The 15,557-nt window shown below is 62.7% G+C and carries 15 protein-coding genes, 1 tRNA gene and 1 pseudogene; 10 read left to right on the top strand and 7 right to left on the bottom strand.

Annotated elements, in window-relative coordinates:
* Positions 1 to 92 precede the first annotated feature (92 nt).
* A complete protein-coding gene (locus JQ574_RS08675; RefSeq protein WP_212207535.1) occupies positions 93 to 563 on the top strand; it encodes a nuclear transport factor 2 family protein in 471 nt (156 codons plus the stop codon).
* A 106-nt stretch (positions 564 to 669) separates the two neighbouring features.
* Here the strand turns inward: JQ574_RS08675 and JQ574_RS08670 are convergent, their stop codons facing one another.
* Genes JQ574_RS08670 through JQ574_RS08660 form a run of 3 tightly spaced genes read right to left on the bottom strand, consistent with a single transcriptional unit; the run spans position 670 to position 3,336 of the window.
* A complete protein-coding gene (locus JQ574_RS08670) occupies positions 670 to 1,467 on the bottom strand; it encodes an acyl-CoA thioesterase domain-containing protein (RefSeq protein WP_212207534.1) in 798 nt (265 codons plus the stop codon).
* A gap of 34 nt (positions 1,468 to 1,501) precedes the next feature.
* The gene (gene queG, locus JQ574_RS08665; RefSeq protein ID WP_212207533.1) at positions 1,502 to 2,695 is read right to left on the bottom strand and encodes a tRNA epoxyqueuosine(34) reductase QueG; all 1,194 of its coding nucleotides are present in this window, start codon (positions 2,693 to 2,695) and stop codon (positions 1,502 to 1,504) included.
* Complete coding sequence (locus JQ574_RS08660; protein ID WP_211995356.1) at positions 2,644 to 3,336, bottom strand: glutathione S-transferase family protein; 693 nt, start codon at positions 3,334 to 3,336, stop codon at positions 2,644 to 2,646. Before JQ574_RS08660 ends, queG begins: the two co-directional genes overlap by 52 nt.
* Positions 3,337 to 3,710: 374 nt before the next feature.
* Between JQ574_RS08660 and JQ574_RS08655 the strand changes: the two genes are divergently transcribed.
* The gene (locus JQ574_RS08655) at positions 3,711 to 4,517 is read left to right on the top strand and encodes an undecaprenyl-diphosphate phosphatase (RefSeq protein ID WP_212207532.1); all 807 of its coding nucleotides are present in this window, start codon (positions 3,711 to 3,713) and stop codon (positions 4,515 to 4,517) included.
* A 111-nt stretch (positions 4,518 to 4,628) separates the two neighbouring features.
* Here JQ574_RS08655 and JQ574_RS08650 read toward each other — a convergent pair whose 3' ends face one another.
* Positions 4,629 to 5,597 (bottom strand): complex I NDUFA9 subunit family protein, encoded by a 969-nt coding sequence (locus JQ574_RS08650; RefSeq protein ID WP_212207617.1) that lies wholly within the window; start codon positions 5,595 to 5,597, stop codon positions 4,629 to 4,631.
* Between the two features lie 224 nt (positions 5,598 to 5,821).
* On the opposite strand from JQ574_RS08650, the gene JQ574_RS08645 reads away from it, so the two are divergent.
* Positions 5,822 to 5,908 (top strand) — tRNA-Leu (locus JQ574_RS08645).
* 101 nt (positions 5,909 to 6,009) lie between these two features.
* Here the strand turns inward: JQ574_RS08645 and JQ574_RS08640 are convergent.
* A pseudogene (locus JQ574_RS08640) lies at positions 6,010 to 7,280 on the bottom strand (MFS transporter).
* Positions 7,281 to 7,582: 302 nt separating this feature from the next.
* Complete coding sequence (locus tag JQ574_RS08635) at positions 7,583 to 8,341, bottom strand: NYN domain-containing protein (protein WP_212207446.1); 759 nt, start codon at positions 8,339 to 8,341, stop codon at positions 7,583 to 7,585.
* Between the two features lie 168 nt (positions 8,342 to 8,509).
* Between JQ574_RS08635 and JQ574_RS08630 the strand changes: the two genes are divergently transcribed.
* The 7 genes from JQ574_RS08630 to ptsN all read left to right on the top strand — a co-directional run bounded on the left by JQ574_RS08630 (position 8,510) and on the right by ptsN (position 15,062).
* Positions 8,510 to 9,124 (top strand): ribonuclease D, encoded by a 615-nt coding sequence (locus JQ574_RS08630; RefSeq protein WP_212207445.1) that lies wholly within the window; start codon positions 8,510 to 8,512, stop codon positions 9,122 to 9,124.
* A gap of 152 nt (positions 9,125 to 9,276) precedes the next feature.
* On the top strand, positions 9,277 to 10,020 hold the full coding sequence (lptC, locus tag JQ574_RS08625) for an LPS export ABC transporter periplasmic protein LptC (protein WP_212207444.1): 744 nt from the start codon (positions 9,277 to 9,279) through the stop codon (positions 10,018 to 10,020).
* On the top strand, positions 10,017 to 10,703 hold the full coding sequence (locus JQ574_RS08620; protein ID WP_212207443.1) for an LptA/OstA family protein: 687 nt from the start codon (positions 10,017 to 10,019) through the stop codon (positions 10,701 to 10,703). The genes lptC and JQ574_RS08620 overlap by 4 nt, the downstream gene beginning before the upstream one ends.
* Before the next feature lie 189 nt (positions 10,704 to 10,892).
* Positions 10,893 to 11,924, top strand: coding sequence for an LPS export ABC transporter ATP-binding protein (gene lptB / locus JQ574_RS08615; protein WP_212207442.1), 1,032 nt, complete (start codon positions 10,893 to 10,895; stop codon positions 11,922 to 11,924).
* Between the two features lie 93 nt (positions 11,925 to 12,017).
* Entirely contained in the window at positions 12,018 to 13,685 is a 1,668-nt protein-coding gene (rpoN, locus tag JQ574_RS08610; protein ID WP_212207441.1) for an RNA polymerase factor sigma-54, read from the top strand.
* A 71-nt stretch (positions 13,686 to 13,756) separates the two neighbouring features.
* Positions 13,757 to 14,356, top strand: a complete 600-nt coding sequence (gene hpf, locus JQ574_RS08605) for a ribosome hibernation-promoting factor, HPF/YfiA family (protein ID WP_192736213.1) — start codon at positions 13,757 to 13,759, stop codon at positions 14,354 to 14,356.
* Between the two features lie 244 nt (positions 14,357 to 14,600).
* Positions 14,601 to 15,062, top strand: a complete 462-nt coding sequence (gene ptsN / locus JQ574_RS08600; RefSeq protein ID WP_192736214.1) for a PTS IIA-like nitrogen regulatory protein PtsN — start codon at positions 14,601 to 14,603, stop codon at positions 15,060 to 15,062.
* A 205-nt stretch (positions 15,063 to 15,267) separates the two neighbouring features.
* Here the strand turns inward: ptsN and JQ574_RS08595 are convergent, their stop codons facing one another.
* Positions 15,268 to 15,534 (bottom strand): DUF1150 domain-containing protein, encoded by a 267-nt coding sequence (locus JQ574_RS08595; RefSeq protein WP_192736215.1) that lies wholly within the window; start codon positions 15,532 to 15,534, stop codon positions 15,268 to 15,270.
* Positions 15,535 to 15,557: the final 23 nt, after the last annotated feature.

The raw sequence follows: 15,557 nt of genomic DNA, 5'->3' as shown, positions 1-15,557 counted from the left end.
CCCCTCACCCGTCTCGAATGAGCTAATGCCCATTCGATCCACCCTCTCCCACAAGGGGAGAGGGGAAGAAAAACGTAAGGGAGAGAAACGCCATGAACACATCCGAGCTGCTGCGCGCGTTCTGCGACAACGTCGAACAGCACAACGGCAAGGCGTTCGCCGAATTGTTCACCGAAGACGGCGTCTATCACGACGTGTTCTACGGCGCCTTCGCCGGCCGCGCGAAGATCGCCGAGTTGATCGACGACTGGTTCTATCGCACGGCCACCGACTTTCGCTGGGACATGCACAGTCCCGTCAGCGACGGCCAGACGCTCTATGCGCGCTATACGTTCAGCTACCGCTCGACGCTGCCGGAGGCCAAGGGCGCGCGGGCGATGTTCGAGGGCGTTTCGATCATGCGGCTGCGCGACGGCAAGATTCTCGAATATCACGAGGTCGCCAACACCGCGCCGGCTTTCGTCCAGTTGAATTTTGCGCCCGAGCGGATCGCCAAGATCGTCGCCAAGCAGGGCGCCGCGCTGAAGGCGCGGCCCGAGATGGCGCGGCATTTGGTGGAGTAAATTCACTCACCGTCATTGCGAGCAAAGCGAAGCAATCCATAGCGCGGCATAGCGGATAGATGGATTGCTTCGTCGCTACGCTCCTCGCAATGACGGAGAAACAGCCTTACGGCGGCGGCACGTTCGTCATCGGCTTCTTCTGCGCCAATGCTGCCACCGTCGACGTGCCGATCGGGCCCTTCTCGTCATAGAGCCAGCACTCGCCGATGGCGACGCCGTCGCTGGCGTGATGGTTGACCACGTCGAAGCCGATCCATCGCGTCACCGGCAGGCGGTGCAGATAGAGCGTGACGTCGCTGTTGATATAGCCGAGGCCTTTATCGCCCGCATTGGCAAACGGGCTGGCGAAATCCGCGCCGGTGGCGACATGGACGAAGGGCGACATCGGCACGCCGTCGACCAGCTCACGGACCTCGCTCATCCACAAACGCCGCGGGCCGAGCGAGCCCATGTGGCCTGTGATCGGCCTGGTCGTCCATTTGCCGTTCATGCCGAGCCTGGGGTCGGTCGGCGCCGGGATCGTTTCCGGCAGCGGCGCGTCCCAGTTCGACGGCGACCAGACATTGCCCGGCGCATTTTCCGTCCGGCGCAACAACTGGCAGGAGGCCCGCGCCATGCGGGTGGTGCCGGAGAAAAACTCGGCTTCCACCACCTTGATCCGCAGGCCCTCGCGGATCAGCCGCGTGGTGACCTCCACCGGCGTGTGGATGTCCGGCAGCCGGAACATGTCGACCGTCAGCCGTGCCGGCACGAATTCGTCGGAGCCGTGGCGCTCCTCGATCACGTGGGCCAGAAGACCGACCACGACACGACCATGCATCGAGGTCGGATTCCACGGACCGTTCGAAACCGGATTGGGGATGAAGGCGTCGCCGTTTTTGGCGAAGAAGGGCTGATTTGTCATGACCGGCGAACATGACGGAAACCGCGGGGCAAAATCAAGCGGGCAGGGCGCAATCCATCCATTCCGCGCGAACGGTCGCGTCGGTCTCGCCGGCTGCGGCTCGGCTCGCCAGTTCGGCAAAGGCTTCCGGTGGCATCAGCTGCGACAGTGCCCAGGCCGCCGCGCCCCGCACCAGCGCGCTTTCGTCGTCAAGCAATCGTTCCGCCTCATGTGCCAGTGACGCATCGTCGGAGTTGCCGACTGCAATCAGCACATTGCGAATGAAGCGGTCGCGCCCGATGCGCTTGACCGGCGATTTCGCAAACAGCGCGCGAAACGCGCCGTCTTCGAGCCGGGCCAATTCCGAAAGTGACGGTGCGCGCAATTCCGTGCGGGCGGCCAGTCTTGTTTCGCGCCCTTGTTGCGCGAACTTGTTCCACGGGCATATGGCGAGGCAATCGTCGCAGCCATAGATGCGGTTGCCGATCGCCTTGCGGAATTCGCGCGGGATCGGGCCCTTGTTTTCGATCGTGAGATAGGAAATGCAGCGGCGCGCATCGAGCTTGTAGGGCGCCGGGAATGCCGCGGTCGGGCAGATGTCCTGGCACGCGCGGCAGGAACCGCAACGATCGGCGTCCGCCTCGTCGCGCGGCAGGTCGGTGGCGGTGTAGATCGCGCCGAGAAACAGCCATGACCCAAACTCGCGCGACACCAGATTGGTGTGCTTGCCCTGCCAGCCCAATCCAGCCGCCTGCGCCAGCGGTTTTTCCATCACGGCCGCGGTATCGACGAACACCTTGACTTCGTCGCCCGACATCGCGACCAGCCATCGCGCCAGCGCCTTGAGGCGCTTCTTGATCAAATCGTGATAGTCGTCACCTTGCGCATAGACCGAGATCGCACCGCGCGTGCGCTTTTCGAGAATGTGCAGCGGATTTTCATCCGGCCCGTAATTGACGCCGAGCATGATTACCGAGCGCACGCCGGGCCACAGCACGCGCGGATCGGTGCGGCGCTCGGGGCTGGCGGCGAGCCAGTCCATGTCGCCATGGGCGCCGGTCTGAAGGAACTCATGAAAATGTTTCCCGGCCTGAACGATCGCTTCAGGACCGGTGACGCCGATGCCATCGAAGCCGAGCGCGCGCGCTTCATGCGCCAGCGCGGCCTTGAGATCTTCGTCGGAGAGTCTGGCCTTGTTCAGAAGTCGAGGTCCACGTAGCTCTGCGACGCCGGCACGCCGGCCAGCCATTCGCTCAGCAACGGACGGAACGACGGGCGGGATTTCACCCGCGCGTACCACGCCTTTGCCGCGTCGTCCTCGCTCCATGGCACATCGCCCAGATAATCGATCGCCGAAAGGTGCGCCGCGGCGGCGAGGTCCGCGTAGGTCAGCCGGTCGCCGGCAAGGAAGTTCCGCGTCTGCGCCAGCCAGCCGATATAGGCCAGATGATAGCGCACATTGACCTTGGCCGCGCGGATCACGTCGGCCGCCGGGGCGCCGCCGCCATTCTCCTCGCTCATGAAGCGCTTGTAGATGCGCTCGGTCACCAGCGGATTGGAGGCCTCCTCGAAAAATTTTTCGTTGAACCACGCCATCAGCCGGCGCACCTCGATGCGCTCGCCCATCGAGACCGGCAGCATGCGCCGCTCGTCGGCACTGGGGCCATGCACCTCATCGAGATATTCGGCGATGATGCCGACGCCGGGTATCGCGGGATAACCTTCGGCAATCAGGACCGGCGTGGTGCCCGCGGGGTTGAGCGCGAGAAACGCCTCGCGACGTTCCCAGACCCGTTCTTCCACCAGGCGCAGATCGAGGCCGTGTTCGCCGAGGATCAGGCGAATGAAACGCGAATGCGGGCAGAACGGATGATGGTGCAGCGTGTACATGAAGTCCTTGAATCGGAAGCCCTTGGAGTTGGAAGTCCTTGGAATTGGAAGTCCTTGGATCAGGAATCCTCGGGGTTAGTTCGCGGCGCTTAAAAAACCCTCAATCTCTTCAAGGCCGCGTCAGTCGAACGGAGCCACTAGACCCTATTCGGGTCCCGATTGAAATCAGAAGGGAGGCCGCAATCACTTGTTTCGGCGCGTTTTCCTCACGCAGATTGCTACGCGATCCGGTGTCGGTTCGCTCGAAACGCTATAGCCGAGCCTGCATACGAGGCAACCGGTGTTTGCTGTTTTTTTGCGATTGCGAGATGGGTTTGAATAGGCGAGAAGGGCCCGGCTTTTTCGGCTGATTTCGATCGGAAACGGACCCAATCATGATGTCAGATGCAGTGCGGGCGGTGATTCTCGGCATCGTCGAGGGTGTGACGGAATTCATACCGGTTTCCTCGACCGGCCATCTGCTGCTGGCGCAACGCTTCTTTGGCCTCGGTGAGGGCAATTTCTGGCAGAGTTTTGTCGTGCTGATTCAGCTCGGCGCGATTCTCGCGATCGTGGTGCTCTATTTCACCAAATTGTGGCGGGTCGCACTCGGGATGTTCTCCAACCCCGACGACCGGCGCTTCGTCATCGGCGTGCTGGTGGCGTTCCTGCCGGCTGTCATCGTCGGCCTGGTTGCCGGCAAATACATCAAGGAACTGCTGTTCAATCCGTGGGTGGTTTGTTTCTCGCTGATCGTGGGTGGCGCAATCCTGATCTGGGTCGATCAGCTCGAGCTCAAACCGCGCGAGTTCGACGCCACGCGGTTCCCGCTGATGATGTATCTGTGGATCGGCATCGCGCAGTGCGTGGCGATGATTCCCGGCGTGTCGCGCTCCGGCGCCAGCATTGTGGCTTCGATGCTGCTCGGCTCGGACAAGCGGTCGGCCGCGGAATTCTCATTCTTCCTGGCGATCCCGACCATGATCGGCGCGTTCGCGTATGACTTCTACAAGAACCGCGGCGAGATGACGACCGATCACATCGGCGTCGTCGCCATCGGCTTCGTGGTTTCCTTCATCACCGCGATGATCGTGGTGAAGACGTTTTTGACCTACGTCACGCGCCACGGCTTTACGTTTTTCGCGTGGTGGCGCGTGATCGCCGGCACGGTCGGCCTGATCGCGCTGGCGCTGGGACGGTAGGTCCTGCAGAATCGTAGGATGGGGTGAGCTCTTGCGAAACCCATCACCTTTGCCGACCAATTGATGGGTTTCGCGTAGAGCTCAACCCATCCTACGAATCGAGGCGGTTGCTTACACGGCCTTCCGCTGGAACTGGCCTGCGGCGCGGAAGCGCCAGAGATATTGCGGGGCGATCGCTTCCATCGAATCGGGTGCGATGCCGAGTCCTTCCAGCGTCAGCCCTGCGGCCTTCGCCGCATCCGACACCACATTGTCCGAGCGCAGCATGGCGACCTGATCCGGCGTCAGTTTCAGCGCGCCCGGTGCGAATTGCAGGAACAGTGCGTTCAGCTTCGCCAGGCCGAACGGCAGCGAAACCAGCGCGCGGTTACGTTCGGTGATGATAAGAATGATTTCCATGATCTCGCGCATGGTTAGCACTTCCGGCCCGCCGAGCTCATAGGTCGCGCCTGGCTTTGCCTTGCCATCGACGGCCTCCGCGACCGCGGTCGCGACGTCGCCGACATAGGCCGGCTGCATCCTCGTCTCGCCACCGCCGATCAGCGGCAGCGCCGGCGACATCCGCGCGAGCGCGGCAAAACGGTTGGTAAATTGATCCTCCGGGCCGAACATCAGCGACGGCCGCAGGATGGTGGCGGAAGGCACGGCTGCCAGCACGGCCTGTTCGCCGGCGGCCTTGGAGCGGCCATAGCCCGACGGCGAGTTTTCGTCGGCGCCGATCGCGGAGACATGCACCATCCGCCCGCCGGCGGCGGCGACGGCCTTGGCGATCGTTGCCGGGCCCTTGGCCTGCACGGCGTCAAAGGACTGCGCGCCGCCCTCGGCCAGGATGCCGACCAGGTTGATCGCGATCTGGGAATCCCGCATGGCAGCCTCGACCGAGGCCGGATAGCGCAAATTGGCCTGCACGGCGTGGATCTGGCCGACCCTGCCAAGCGGCTGCAGATGCCCGGCCAGCTCCGGCCGCCGCACCGCCACCCGGATGCGATAATCGCGCTTGGCCAGCGCCCGGACCACGTTTCGCCCCAGAAAGCCCGATCCGCCGAAGATCGTGACGAGCGTTTCCTGGTTCGATGCCATCGGGTCCATTGCCGGGTCCATTCCTGCGGTCAAATTCGAGAGCTAATGGGGATATTTAGCGGATTCGCGATACGCCAACCCGCCGCCGCTGTACAGCATATTTGCACACCGCCCGGAAAAGTGGGCTCCGGTTTTCCGGAAGGGCGATGGGCCAAAAATTTATTGCCCAGCCCGCAATTCATCAATTTGACAAGCTCGCGACTGATCCTTACTAACCCGCCCGGGCCCAGGTGGTGGAATTGGTAGACGCGCTGGCTTCAGGTGCCAGTGGCTTAACGGCCGTGAAGGTTCGAGTCCTTTCCTGGGCACCATTTGCCCATGCCCATGATGACGCTGAAAGGCGGGCTGACCGGCCTGCAGACCGGTCCCAAAACCGCATGCCCGTTGCCGCGGCTGGCGGAACGCTCAAACCTCAGACCATGTGCTTGGCGGCCTGACCCGCGACCGACTTCTGCACGAAATACATCATGATCAGCGACAGGATCGAGGTTGCGACCACGACGTAGCCCAGCCAGTCGAAATGCCGGAGCGTGCCGTCCGGGTTTTGCGCGATGATCGCGGCGGCGAACACCGATCCGAGCCCGCCGGAGAGTTGTTGCAGCGAAGCGCTGACCGCGCTGAACGAACCGCGCTGGCTGGCGTCGGGTATCGCTGAAATCAGCGCCTGCGACGGGATCATGCGCGAAAAGATGCCGACGAACATCAGGACGTTGACGATGATGGCGGTCGTCAGACTGACGTGGCCGAGATGCGTGTAGATCAGCACCATGACCACCGAAACGGCGCTGCCGAACATAAAGGTCGGGAATTTTCCGAAAGTATCGCTCGCCCGTCCGACCAGCGGCCCGATGAAAATGCTGAAAACGCCGGAAACGAGATAGATGGTCGGAAGATGCAGGATGTCGATGCCGAGATTGTGCACGGTGAAGGCGCTGCCGAACGGCATCAGCATGAAGCCGCCGGTCGACAGCAGCGTCGTCACCGCAAAGGCCAGCGTATAGCGCGGCTGCCCGATGGTCGCGATCAGGTGCCGGAACGCGTTCCTGTCCTGCTTTAGTCGCAGATGCGCGTTCACGGGCTGCATCACGAGCAGGATCGCAGCTATCGCGACGATCGACAGGCCGACGATCGCACCGAAAGAGACGTGCCAGCTCCAGTGGTTGGCGAGAAAAAGTCCGGCCGGAATGCCGAGCACCTGGCTGGCGGCGAAGGCCGTTTGCACGAAACCCATCACACGGCCGCGCTGGTGCAGCGGAAACAGATCGGTGATGATGGCGAGCACCACCGAGCCGATCACGCCGGCGAACAGTCCGGTCACGATCCGGCCGAGCAGAAGCAAATGATAGTTCGGCGCCAGCGCGCACAGCAGCGTTCCCAACGTAAAGCCAAGGTAGAAAACAGCAGCAGGCGCTTGCGATCGAACCGATCGGCAAAGCCGGCGGCAAGGATGCCTGAAATGCCGGCGCTGAATGCGTAGGCCGAAACCGCCACGCCGAATTGCCCGGCGGTAATATCGAGCGCGGGCATCAGGATGGCGCCAAGCGGCGACATGATGATGAAGTCGAGAATGATCGTGAATTGCGCGAACGCCAGCAGCGCAATGAGGAACGACTGGTAGCGCGAAAAGCCGCGCTCCTGCTCCGGTTGTTGCTCGGTTGGCGCTGCCGCGATCGGTTCGGTCATGACATTCTCTCGTCGGGAGCGATGCCGTGCGGCGCGCCGCACGGACGCCGCATGGCCGGAAAACATATGAGCTGGGACAGATCGATTCACACGGACGGCGCGGGCCGAGGCGGGCGGCGATGATCAAGCGCCGAAATCGGGCGAGAGGTTGTCGAAGGCGATGCAACGTATCGAAAGATGGCTACGAAAGTAAAAAATCGCGTCGGCTCTCGCGAGGATGTGATGAGAGACTCCAGCGCGGCGCGGGTGTATGGCTGCGTTCAGCGCGGCCAGCTCTCGTGCCGAATAGCGGCAGGAAAAACCTACTTCGCCTTGCCCTTCGGATTCTTGGCTGTTTCCTTGGCCCTGATCCGCACATGCCCGCTATCGATCCTTTCAACGTCGAAGGCATCCGTCTTGCGGACCAGATCGATGAGTTTGCTATGACCGTATGAGCGCTGGTCGAAATCAGAGAATAGGTTTGAAAGTTGCGTGCCCACCTGCCCCAGCGAAACCCATCCGTCCTCGCCCTCGATCTGCGAAATGGCCTTTTTCAGTATTGGAATCGCGGCACTCCGAGGCTGGAGGGAAACCGGCTTGGACGGCGTCTCCGCGTTGGAGGCCGCCTGCGCCGCCGGCAAAAGATTCTCGGTGTAAATAAACCTGCGGCACGCCTGCCTGAAACTCTCCGGCGTCTTCTGGGCGCCAAATCCGTAGACGTCGGCGCCTTGCTCGCGCATGCGGGAGGCAAGGCGCGTAAAATCGCTGTCTGATGACACCAGGCAAAAGCCGTCGAACCGTCCGCTGTGCAAGAGGTCCATGGCGTCGATGACCAGCGCGATGTCAGATGCGTTCTTGCCCTTGGTGTAGGCAAATTGCTGGTAGGGATCGATGGCGTGCTTTTGCAGGATCTCGGACCATGACTTGAGGTGCGGCCCGGAAAAATCACCATAGATGCGGCGGACGCTGGCCTCGCCGAATTTGGCGACTTCCTCGAACAAGCCGCCGGCAATCAGCGGCGAGGTGTTGTCGGCATCGATCAGCACGGCAAAACGAGGCAAGCGCTGCTGTTCGGCTTTCATTGGTGCACCCCCTTTGTGGTCGCCGCCATATTGACGCAACTCCGCCGATTCTGGAAAAGGCCCCCCCTAAAGTAGCGTGATTTGGGCCCGCCGGACCCTCGTTTGGCGGCGATTTCGACGTTACCTTAGGACTTTAGGTTCTGCCGATTCGAAGAGGTTCCCAACACCATGACCATCCGCCTGCATCGCGGCGATCTGCCGGATCTTTCCCGCTACACGGATTCGGTTGCGATCGACACCGAGACCATGGGGCTCAATCCGCACCGCGACCGGCTTTGCGTGGTGCAGATGTCGAATGGCGACGGCACCGCCGACGTGATCCAGATCCCGAAGGACCACAGCGACGCGCCGAACCTGAAGGCGCTGCTCGCCAATCCCAAGGTCATCAAGATCTTCCACTTCGCCCGCTTCGATCTGGCCGCCCTCTACAATGCCTTCGGCGTGATGCCGCAGCCGGTCTACTGCACCAAGATCGCCTCGCGGCTGAGCCGCACCTATACCGACCGGCATGGCCTGAAGGATCTGGTGCGCGAGGTGCTCAATATCGACCTGTCGAAGCAGCAGCAGTCGAGCGACTGGGGCTCGGCCAGCCTCAGCGAGGCGCAGCTCGCCTATGCGGCCTCCGACGTGCTGCATCTGCATGGCCTGCGTGAACGGCTCAACGCCATGCTGGCGCGCGAGGGGCGCACCGAACTGGCGCAGGCCTGTTTCGATTTCCTGCCGACCCGGGCCAGGCTCGACCTTGGCGGCTGGGAGGCCGAGGATATTTTCGCCCATTCCTGAACCGGGGCGATTTGAAGCAGCCCCAGGGGGCATTCAGGGCCGCCTGGGGGGTGTTTACGCCCCGTTTCGGTCACACTGGTAAAGCGAGGTCCGGGCTGCATCCTAAGGCAATCCCGGCTACAATGGCGGGCTAACCTCGCTCTGGAGCAGCGGTGAACTCGTCACAGAACCCAGCCTACGTCGCCGGAATGGAGGCGCGCTTTGCCAGCGCGGCGCGCCACAGCCGGATGGTACGGATGCTGCGGATCGCGGTGCCGTCGGCGGTGGTGCTGGCGATGGCGAGCATCGTTGCCGTGTCGATCTTCAATCCGTTCCGGATGCTGTTGCCGAAGCTCCCGGTCGACATCGGTAATCTGGTTGTTTCCGGCACCAAGATTACGATGGAGTCGCCGCATCTCGCCGGCTTTTCGACCGACCAGCGGCCGTACGAAGTCTGGGCCAAGGCCGCGATCCAGGATCTGACCGATCCCGACCACATGGAACTCAGGGCGCCGCGCGCCAAGGTGATGCTGGAAGACAAGAGCACGGTGACGATGGACGCCCGCACCGGCTATTACGACAGCAAGCAGCAATTGCTCGATCTGCGTAAGGATATCTTCCTGCAATCCTCCACCGGCTATGAAGCCCGCCTGTCGCAGGCCTATATCGACATCAACAAGGGCACGGTAACCTCGGATGAACACGTCGATGTCAAGCTGCTGAACGGAACGCTCGTCGCCGACAGGCTCAAAATCCTCAACAGCGGCGAGGTGGTGCGGTTCGAAGGCAATGTCGTGATGAATCTGGACAAACTGGGTGACGACGTTGCGCCCGCACAGCCTGCGCCGGCGCCCGAACCCGTTGCTCCCGCGCCGAAGACGCGATCCGTCTCCGGCAAATCTTCCAACGCGAAATGATTTTCATGAAGCTGTTTTTCCCGCGCAGTCTGGCCACGGCGGCGTTCGCGCTCGCGCTGATCGGCCCTGGCGCGGCTTTGGCGCAAGGCGCTGTGTCGGGCGTGCCCAACGCGATGCAGGGCTTTTCGCAGAACCGCGATCAGCCGATTCAAATCGAGGCCGCATCGCTGGAGATGCGCGACAAGCAAAAGGAAGCGACCTTCGCGGGCAATGTGAAGGTCGTGCAGGGCGACACCACCATGACCTCGAAGACACTGGTGGTGTTTTACGATTCGGGTCCGGCCGCGCCGGCGCCTGCTGCCGCCAAGGGATCGAAATCCGCCCCGATGCAGGCGGCAAGCCCGGGGCCCGGCGGCAGCTCCTCGATCCGCCGGCTGGAAGCCAAGGGCAAAGTCGTCGTCACGCAGAAAGACCAGGTGGTGACCGGCGAGACCGCTATCTTCGACACCAGGGCTAACCTCATCACCATGACGGGCGGCGTGGTGCTCACCCAGTGCAAAAACGTGCTCCAGGGCGACCGCCTGAAGGTGGACATGACCACCGGCGTGTCGCGGGTCGAATCCGACAGCGGCCAGGTGCGGGGCCTGTTCGACCAGGGGTCCCAGGGCTGCGGATCGGCGCCGGCGCCGGCACCGGGCGGCGCGAAGCCGGGCCCGCCCATGCTGCTTCCTGGGAAAAAATAAGACAAATCAAAGTCTTAACTATTATTTTGGGCGCTCGTGGTTGAAGCCGGGGTTCCGAGGCTGTATCTACTGGGCGGGCGCGGCAAGGTGTTCCACTGGGCAGGGAACATCCATTCATTCATGCTTTGCAGGCGGATCGATTCGCCGGCGGGTGTCGCGGGATCACCGTGAAAGGCTAAGCGAAGCGGGATGGTGGATTTACTCGGCATGTTCCGTCGACGCCCCGCAAAACGCGGGCCGGCAGGATTTGCGCGTTCGCGCGAGGACATCACTGCGCTCGGCGATTCCTTTGGCGACATGCTGACGAACCCGGTGCGCGATGCGCCGCCGATGGCACGTGCCGTCCCGCTGACCGGACTGGAATTGCCCCAGACGCCGGAGCATGCGGTGGAGCCGCCATACGAGGAACCGCGCCCGCGCGCGCAGGCCCCCAGAACCCAGGCCCCCAAGGACCAATCCAGGACCAATGGCGCGGCTGCGCCCCGTCTGATCCAGCGGCCGGGCTACCTGGCCGTGCATAGCGTGGAAAAAAGCTTTGGCACCCGCAAGGTCGTGCGCGGCGTCAGCATCTATGTTCGCCGCGGTGAGGCGGTGGGTTTGCTCGGGCCGAACGGCGCCGGCAAGACCACGGTGTTCTACATGATCACCGGGCTGATCAAGGCCGACCGCGGCACCATCGAACTCGACGGCCATGACGTGACCAAGCTGCCGATGTATCAGCGCGCGCGGCTCGGCATCGGCTATCTGCCGCAGGAAGCGTCGATCTTCCGCGGCCTCACGGTGGAACAGAATATTCGCGCGGTGCTCGAGGTGGTCGAACCTTCGCGGAAAAAGCGCGAGGCCGAGCTCGATGCGCTGCTCGATGAATTCAACATCGCGCGCCTGCGCAAATCGCCGTCGATCGCGCTGTCCGGCGGCGAGCGTCGCCGCGTCGAGATCGCGCGCGCGCTGGCAACGCGTCCGAACTACATGCTGCTCGACGAGCCGTTCGCCGGCATCGATCCGATCGCCGTCGGCGACATTCAGGATCTGGTGCGCCACCTCACCAATCGCGGCATCGGCGTCTTGATCACCGACCACAACGTGCGTGAAACGCTCGGCCTGACCGACCGCGCCTACATCGTCTATGCCGGGGAAATCTTGACGGAGGGCAGTCCGGACGACATCGTCAACGATCCGGATGTACGCCGTCTTTACCTTGGCGAGGAATTCCGCCTCTAGCCCATTTTTAGCAGACGTCAAGCCGTGTACATCAGCTTTGGACTAGGATAAGCAAGAATCGGACCAACTTTCAGTGGATCGGTTCTCGCCTCCATGGCCCTGACGCAGAGACTAGAATTCCGCCAGTCGCAGTCGCTGGTGATGACGCCGCAGCTGATGCAGGCGATCAAGCTGCTGCAACTGTCGAATCTCGACCTCTCGGCCTTCGTCGAGGAGGAGCTGGAGCGTAATCCGCTGCTGGAGCGGGCCAGCGACGGTCCTGAAGCGCCGGTCAGGGGCGAGCCGGTCCCGGAACAGGCTGAATTCTCCAATTCCGGTGATTCCCAGAGCTATGGCGAGGGCGGCGCCGAGCCGGGCGAGATGGCCGGCTCTACCGGCGACAATTTTGAGCCCGGCCAGTTCGAAGCCGGCCAGGAAGACTGGCTGAACCGCGACCTCGGCAGCCGCACAGAAATTGAGCAGACACTGGATACCCCGCTCGACAACGTCTTTACCGAAGAGCCGGCGGAAGCCGCGGCCCGTGCGGCGCAGGACGCCGCGCCCACCGCCTATACCGAATGGGGCGGCGGTGCGTCGAACGACGACGACTACAATCTGGAAGCCTTTGTCGCCGCCGAAATCACCCTCGGCAGCCATCTTGCCGAACAACTGGCGGTGGCTTTCCCCGGTCCGGTGCAGCGCATGATCGGACAATATCTGATCGATCTGGTCGACGATGCCGGTTACCTGCCGCAGGACCTCGGGCAGGCCGCCGAACGGCTCGGCGCCGCGCAAGCCGATGTCGATGCGGTTCTTGCGGTGCTGCAGAAGTTCGATCCGCCCGGCGTTTGCGCGCGCAATTTGAGCGAATGCCTCGCGATCCAGCTCCGCGAACTCGACCGCTACGACCCCGCGATGCAGGCGCTGGTCGAACACCTGGATTTGCTGGCCAAGCGCGACATCGCGTCTTTGCGAAAATTGTGCGGTGTCGACGACGAGGACATCACCGACATGATCGGCGAGATCCGCCGGCTCGATCCCAAGCCCGGCCTGAAGTTCGGCTCCGCGCGCACCCAGACCATGGTGCCGGATGTCTATGTGCGACCGGGCCCGGACGGCGGCTGGCATGTCGAACTCAACAGCGACACGTTGCCGCGTGTGCTGGTCAATCAGGTCTATTACACCGAGCTGTCGAAGACGATCCGCAAGGACGGCGACAAATCCTACTTCACCGACTGCTTGCAGAACGCGACGTGGCTGGTCCGCGCGCTCGATCAGCGCGCCCGCACCATCCTGAAGGTCGCGACCGAAATCGTGCGCCAGCAGGACGGCTTCTTCACCCATGGCGTGGCGCATCTTCGGCCGCTGAACCTCAAGGCGGTGGCGGACGCGATCCAGATGCATGAATCGACGGTGTCACGGGTTACCGCCAACAAATACATGGCGACCAATCGCGGCAGCTTTGAACTAAAGTATTTCTTCACCGCCTCGATCGCTTCGGCCGACGGCGGCGAGGCCCATTCGGCCGAAGCGGTCCGCCACCACATCAAGCAATTGATCGACGCGGAAGCCCCGGCCGCGATCCTCTCCGACGATACGATCGTGGAACGATTGCGCGAGTCGGGCATTGATATTGCCCGCCGCACCGTCGCGAAGTACCGCGAAGCGATGCGAATCCCTTCCTCGGTGCAGCGCCGCCGTGACAAACAAAGCATGCTCGGTAACGCACTTTCAGCCCCGGCCACTTCCTCCGACCGGTCCCGTGATACGGCGCCGGCCTGATTGCGTTCGCGTCAAATCGCGATAGTGTCGGTTTCCCGACAGAGTGAACGAGGCATCAAGCGAGGCATCAAATGACCCTTCGAATCTCCGGGAAAAGCATCAGCGTCGGCGAAGCGCTTCGTTCGCGCGTCAGCGAGCGCACCGATGAGGTCCTGCGAAAATATTTCGACGGCAATTATTCCGGCCACATCACGCTGAGCAAGGATGGCTTCGGCTTCCGTACCGATTGTTCGCTGCACCTCGATTCCGGCATTACGCTGGAAGCCGATTCGAACGCCACCGACGCCTATGCCAGCGCCGACCAGGCGCTGGTGATGATCGAGAAGCGCCTGCGTCGCTACAAGAGCCGGCTGAAGGACCGTTCGGCCCGCAAGACCTATGCGGCTTCAGCGGCGCTCGCGGAGTTGAACGGCGGGGGTCTCGACGCGCCGAGCTACATCATCGAGGCCCCGGAGGGCGACGACGAGGTCTCTGAATACAGTCCCGTGATCATCGCGGAGGCGACCAAGTCGCTGAAGCGGCTGTCCGTCAGCGAAGCTGTCATGGAGCTCGATCTGACCGGGGCGGCCTGCATCGTGTTTCAGCACGGCTCGAGCGGCCGGGTGAACATCATTTACCGGCGCACGGACGGCAATGTCGGGTGGGTCGATCCCCCGGCGGTTACCCCCTGACAACTATGGCTGACAGCATTGACGCCCAAAGCGCCCCTCCCTATGGTCCGCCGCCCTTTAAGGATAGCGCGCGGGAACTCGCCCGTGGGAGTTGGCACCGGTCATGCGTTGGAGTAGAAGCCGACCAATCGGGACCCGGGCCTAAGCCCGCCTCCCACCTCATCTTCTCGACGCCCAATTCTTGAAGCTGAAGTTCTCGAACCTATTTCGCACCCTGACGGCTTAATTCACCTCGGAACGCCCCATGACGATTACCGATCTGGTCGCACCCGAGGCGATACTCCCCGCGTTGAAAGTCATCAGCAAGAAGCAGGCGCTGCAGGAACTTGCGGCGCGGGCGGCGACTCTGACCGGGCAGAACGAGCGCGCGGTCTTCGAAGTGCTGCTGCAGCGCGAAAAGCTGGGGACCACCGCCGTCGGCTATGGCGTTGCTATACCGCACGGCAAGTTGCCCAAGCTCGAAAAGCTGTTCGGATTTTTCGCCCGGCTTGAACGCCCGATCGATTTCGAAGCGATGGATGGCCAGCCGGTCGACCTGGTATTCCTGCTGCTGGCGCCGGAAGGGGCCGGCGCCGATCATTTGAAGGCGCTGGCGCGGATTGCCCGCCTGCTGCGCGATCAGGACGTCGCCAAGAAACTGCGCGCCTCGCGCGACGCCCAGGCGATCTACTCGGTGCTGGCGCTGCCGCCGGCGAGCGCGGCGTAACACACTCATTCCCGAACTGACGCTGGCGAATTGCGCCGGCCAAAAAAATACGCGGGCCGTTCCCCGATCCGAGGAACATGCCCGCGTATTGCGAACTCTCATCGCGGTCTACGCGACCGCTACCAAGCCTGCGTCAGCGACAGCAGCAACGCTGCGTCAGTTGATACCGACAAGCGTCGGATCAGCTGACGCCGGTCAGCCGGGGTCAGTGCACGCTGACGGCCTGCAATTCGTTGCTCCATGCATTGGCGACCGCGGCCTCGCGGCTGTCGGTCAGCATGATCGGGGTACCGTCGGCGGCATGCAGCGCGAACAGTTTCAGTCCTGGCGCGATCTTCGGCGCCTGCGGAAACAGCCCGGGCACGTCCTCGGAACGGACTTGCTTTACGTAGGCGATATGGCCCTCACCAAGATGGGCCAGCGCCTCAACGGAAACCTTTTCAGTTTCGAACGTCACACTCACATCACTCATGGTCTCGACTCCTCTATGAGACT

The sequence above is a fragment of the Bradyrhizobium sp. AUGA SZCCT0158 genome, assembly GCF_018130065.1.
In the GTDB taxonomy this organism is placed as follows: domain Bacteria; phylum Pseudomonadota; class Alphaproteobacteria; order Rhizobiales; family Xanthobacteraceae; genus Bradyrhizobium.
This window is presented reverse-complemented; position numbering and strand designations above follow the sequence as displayed.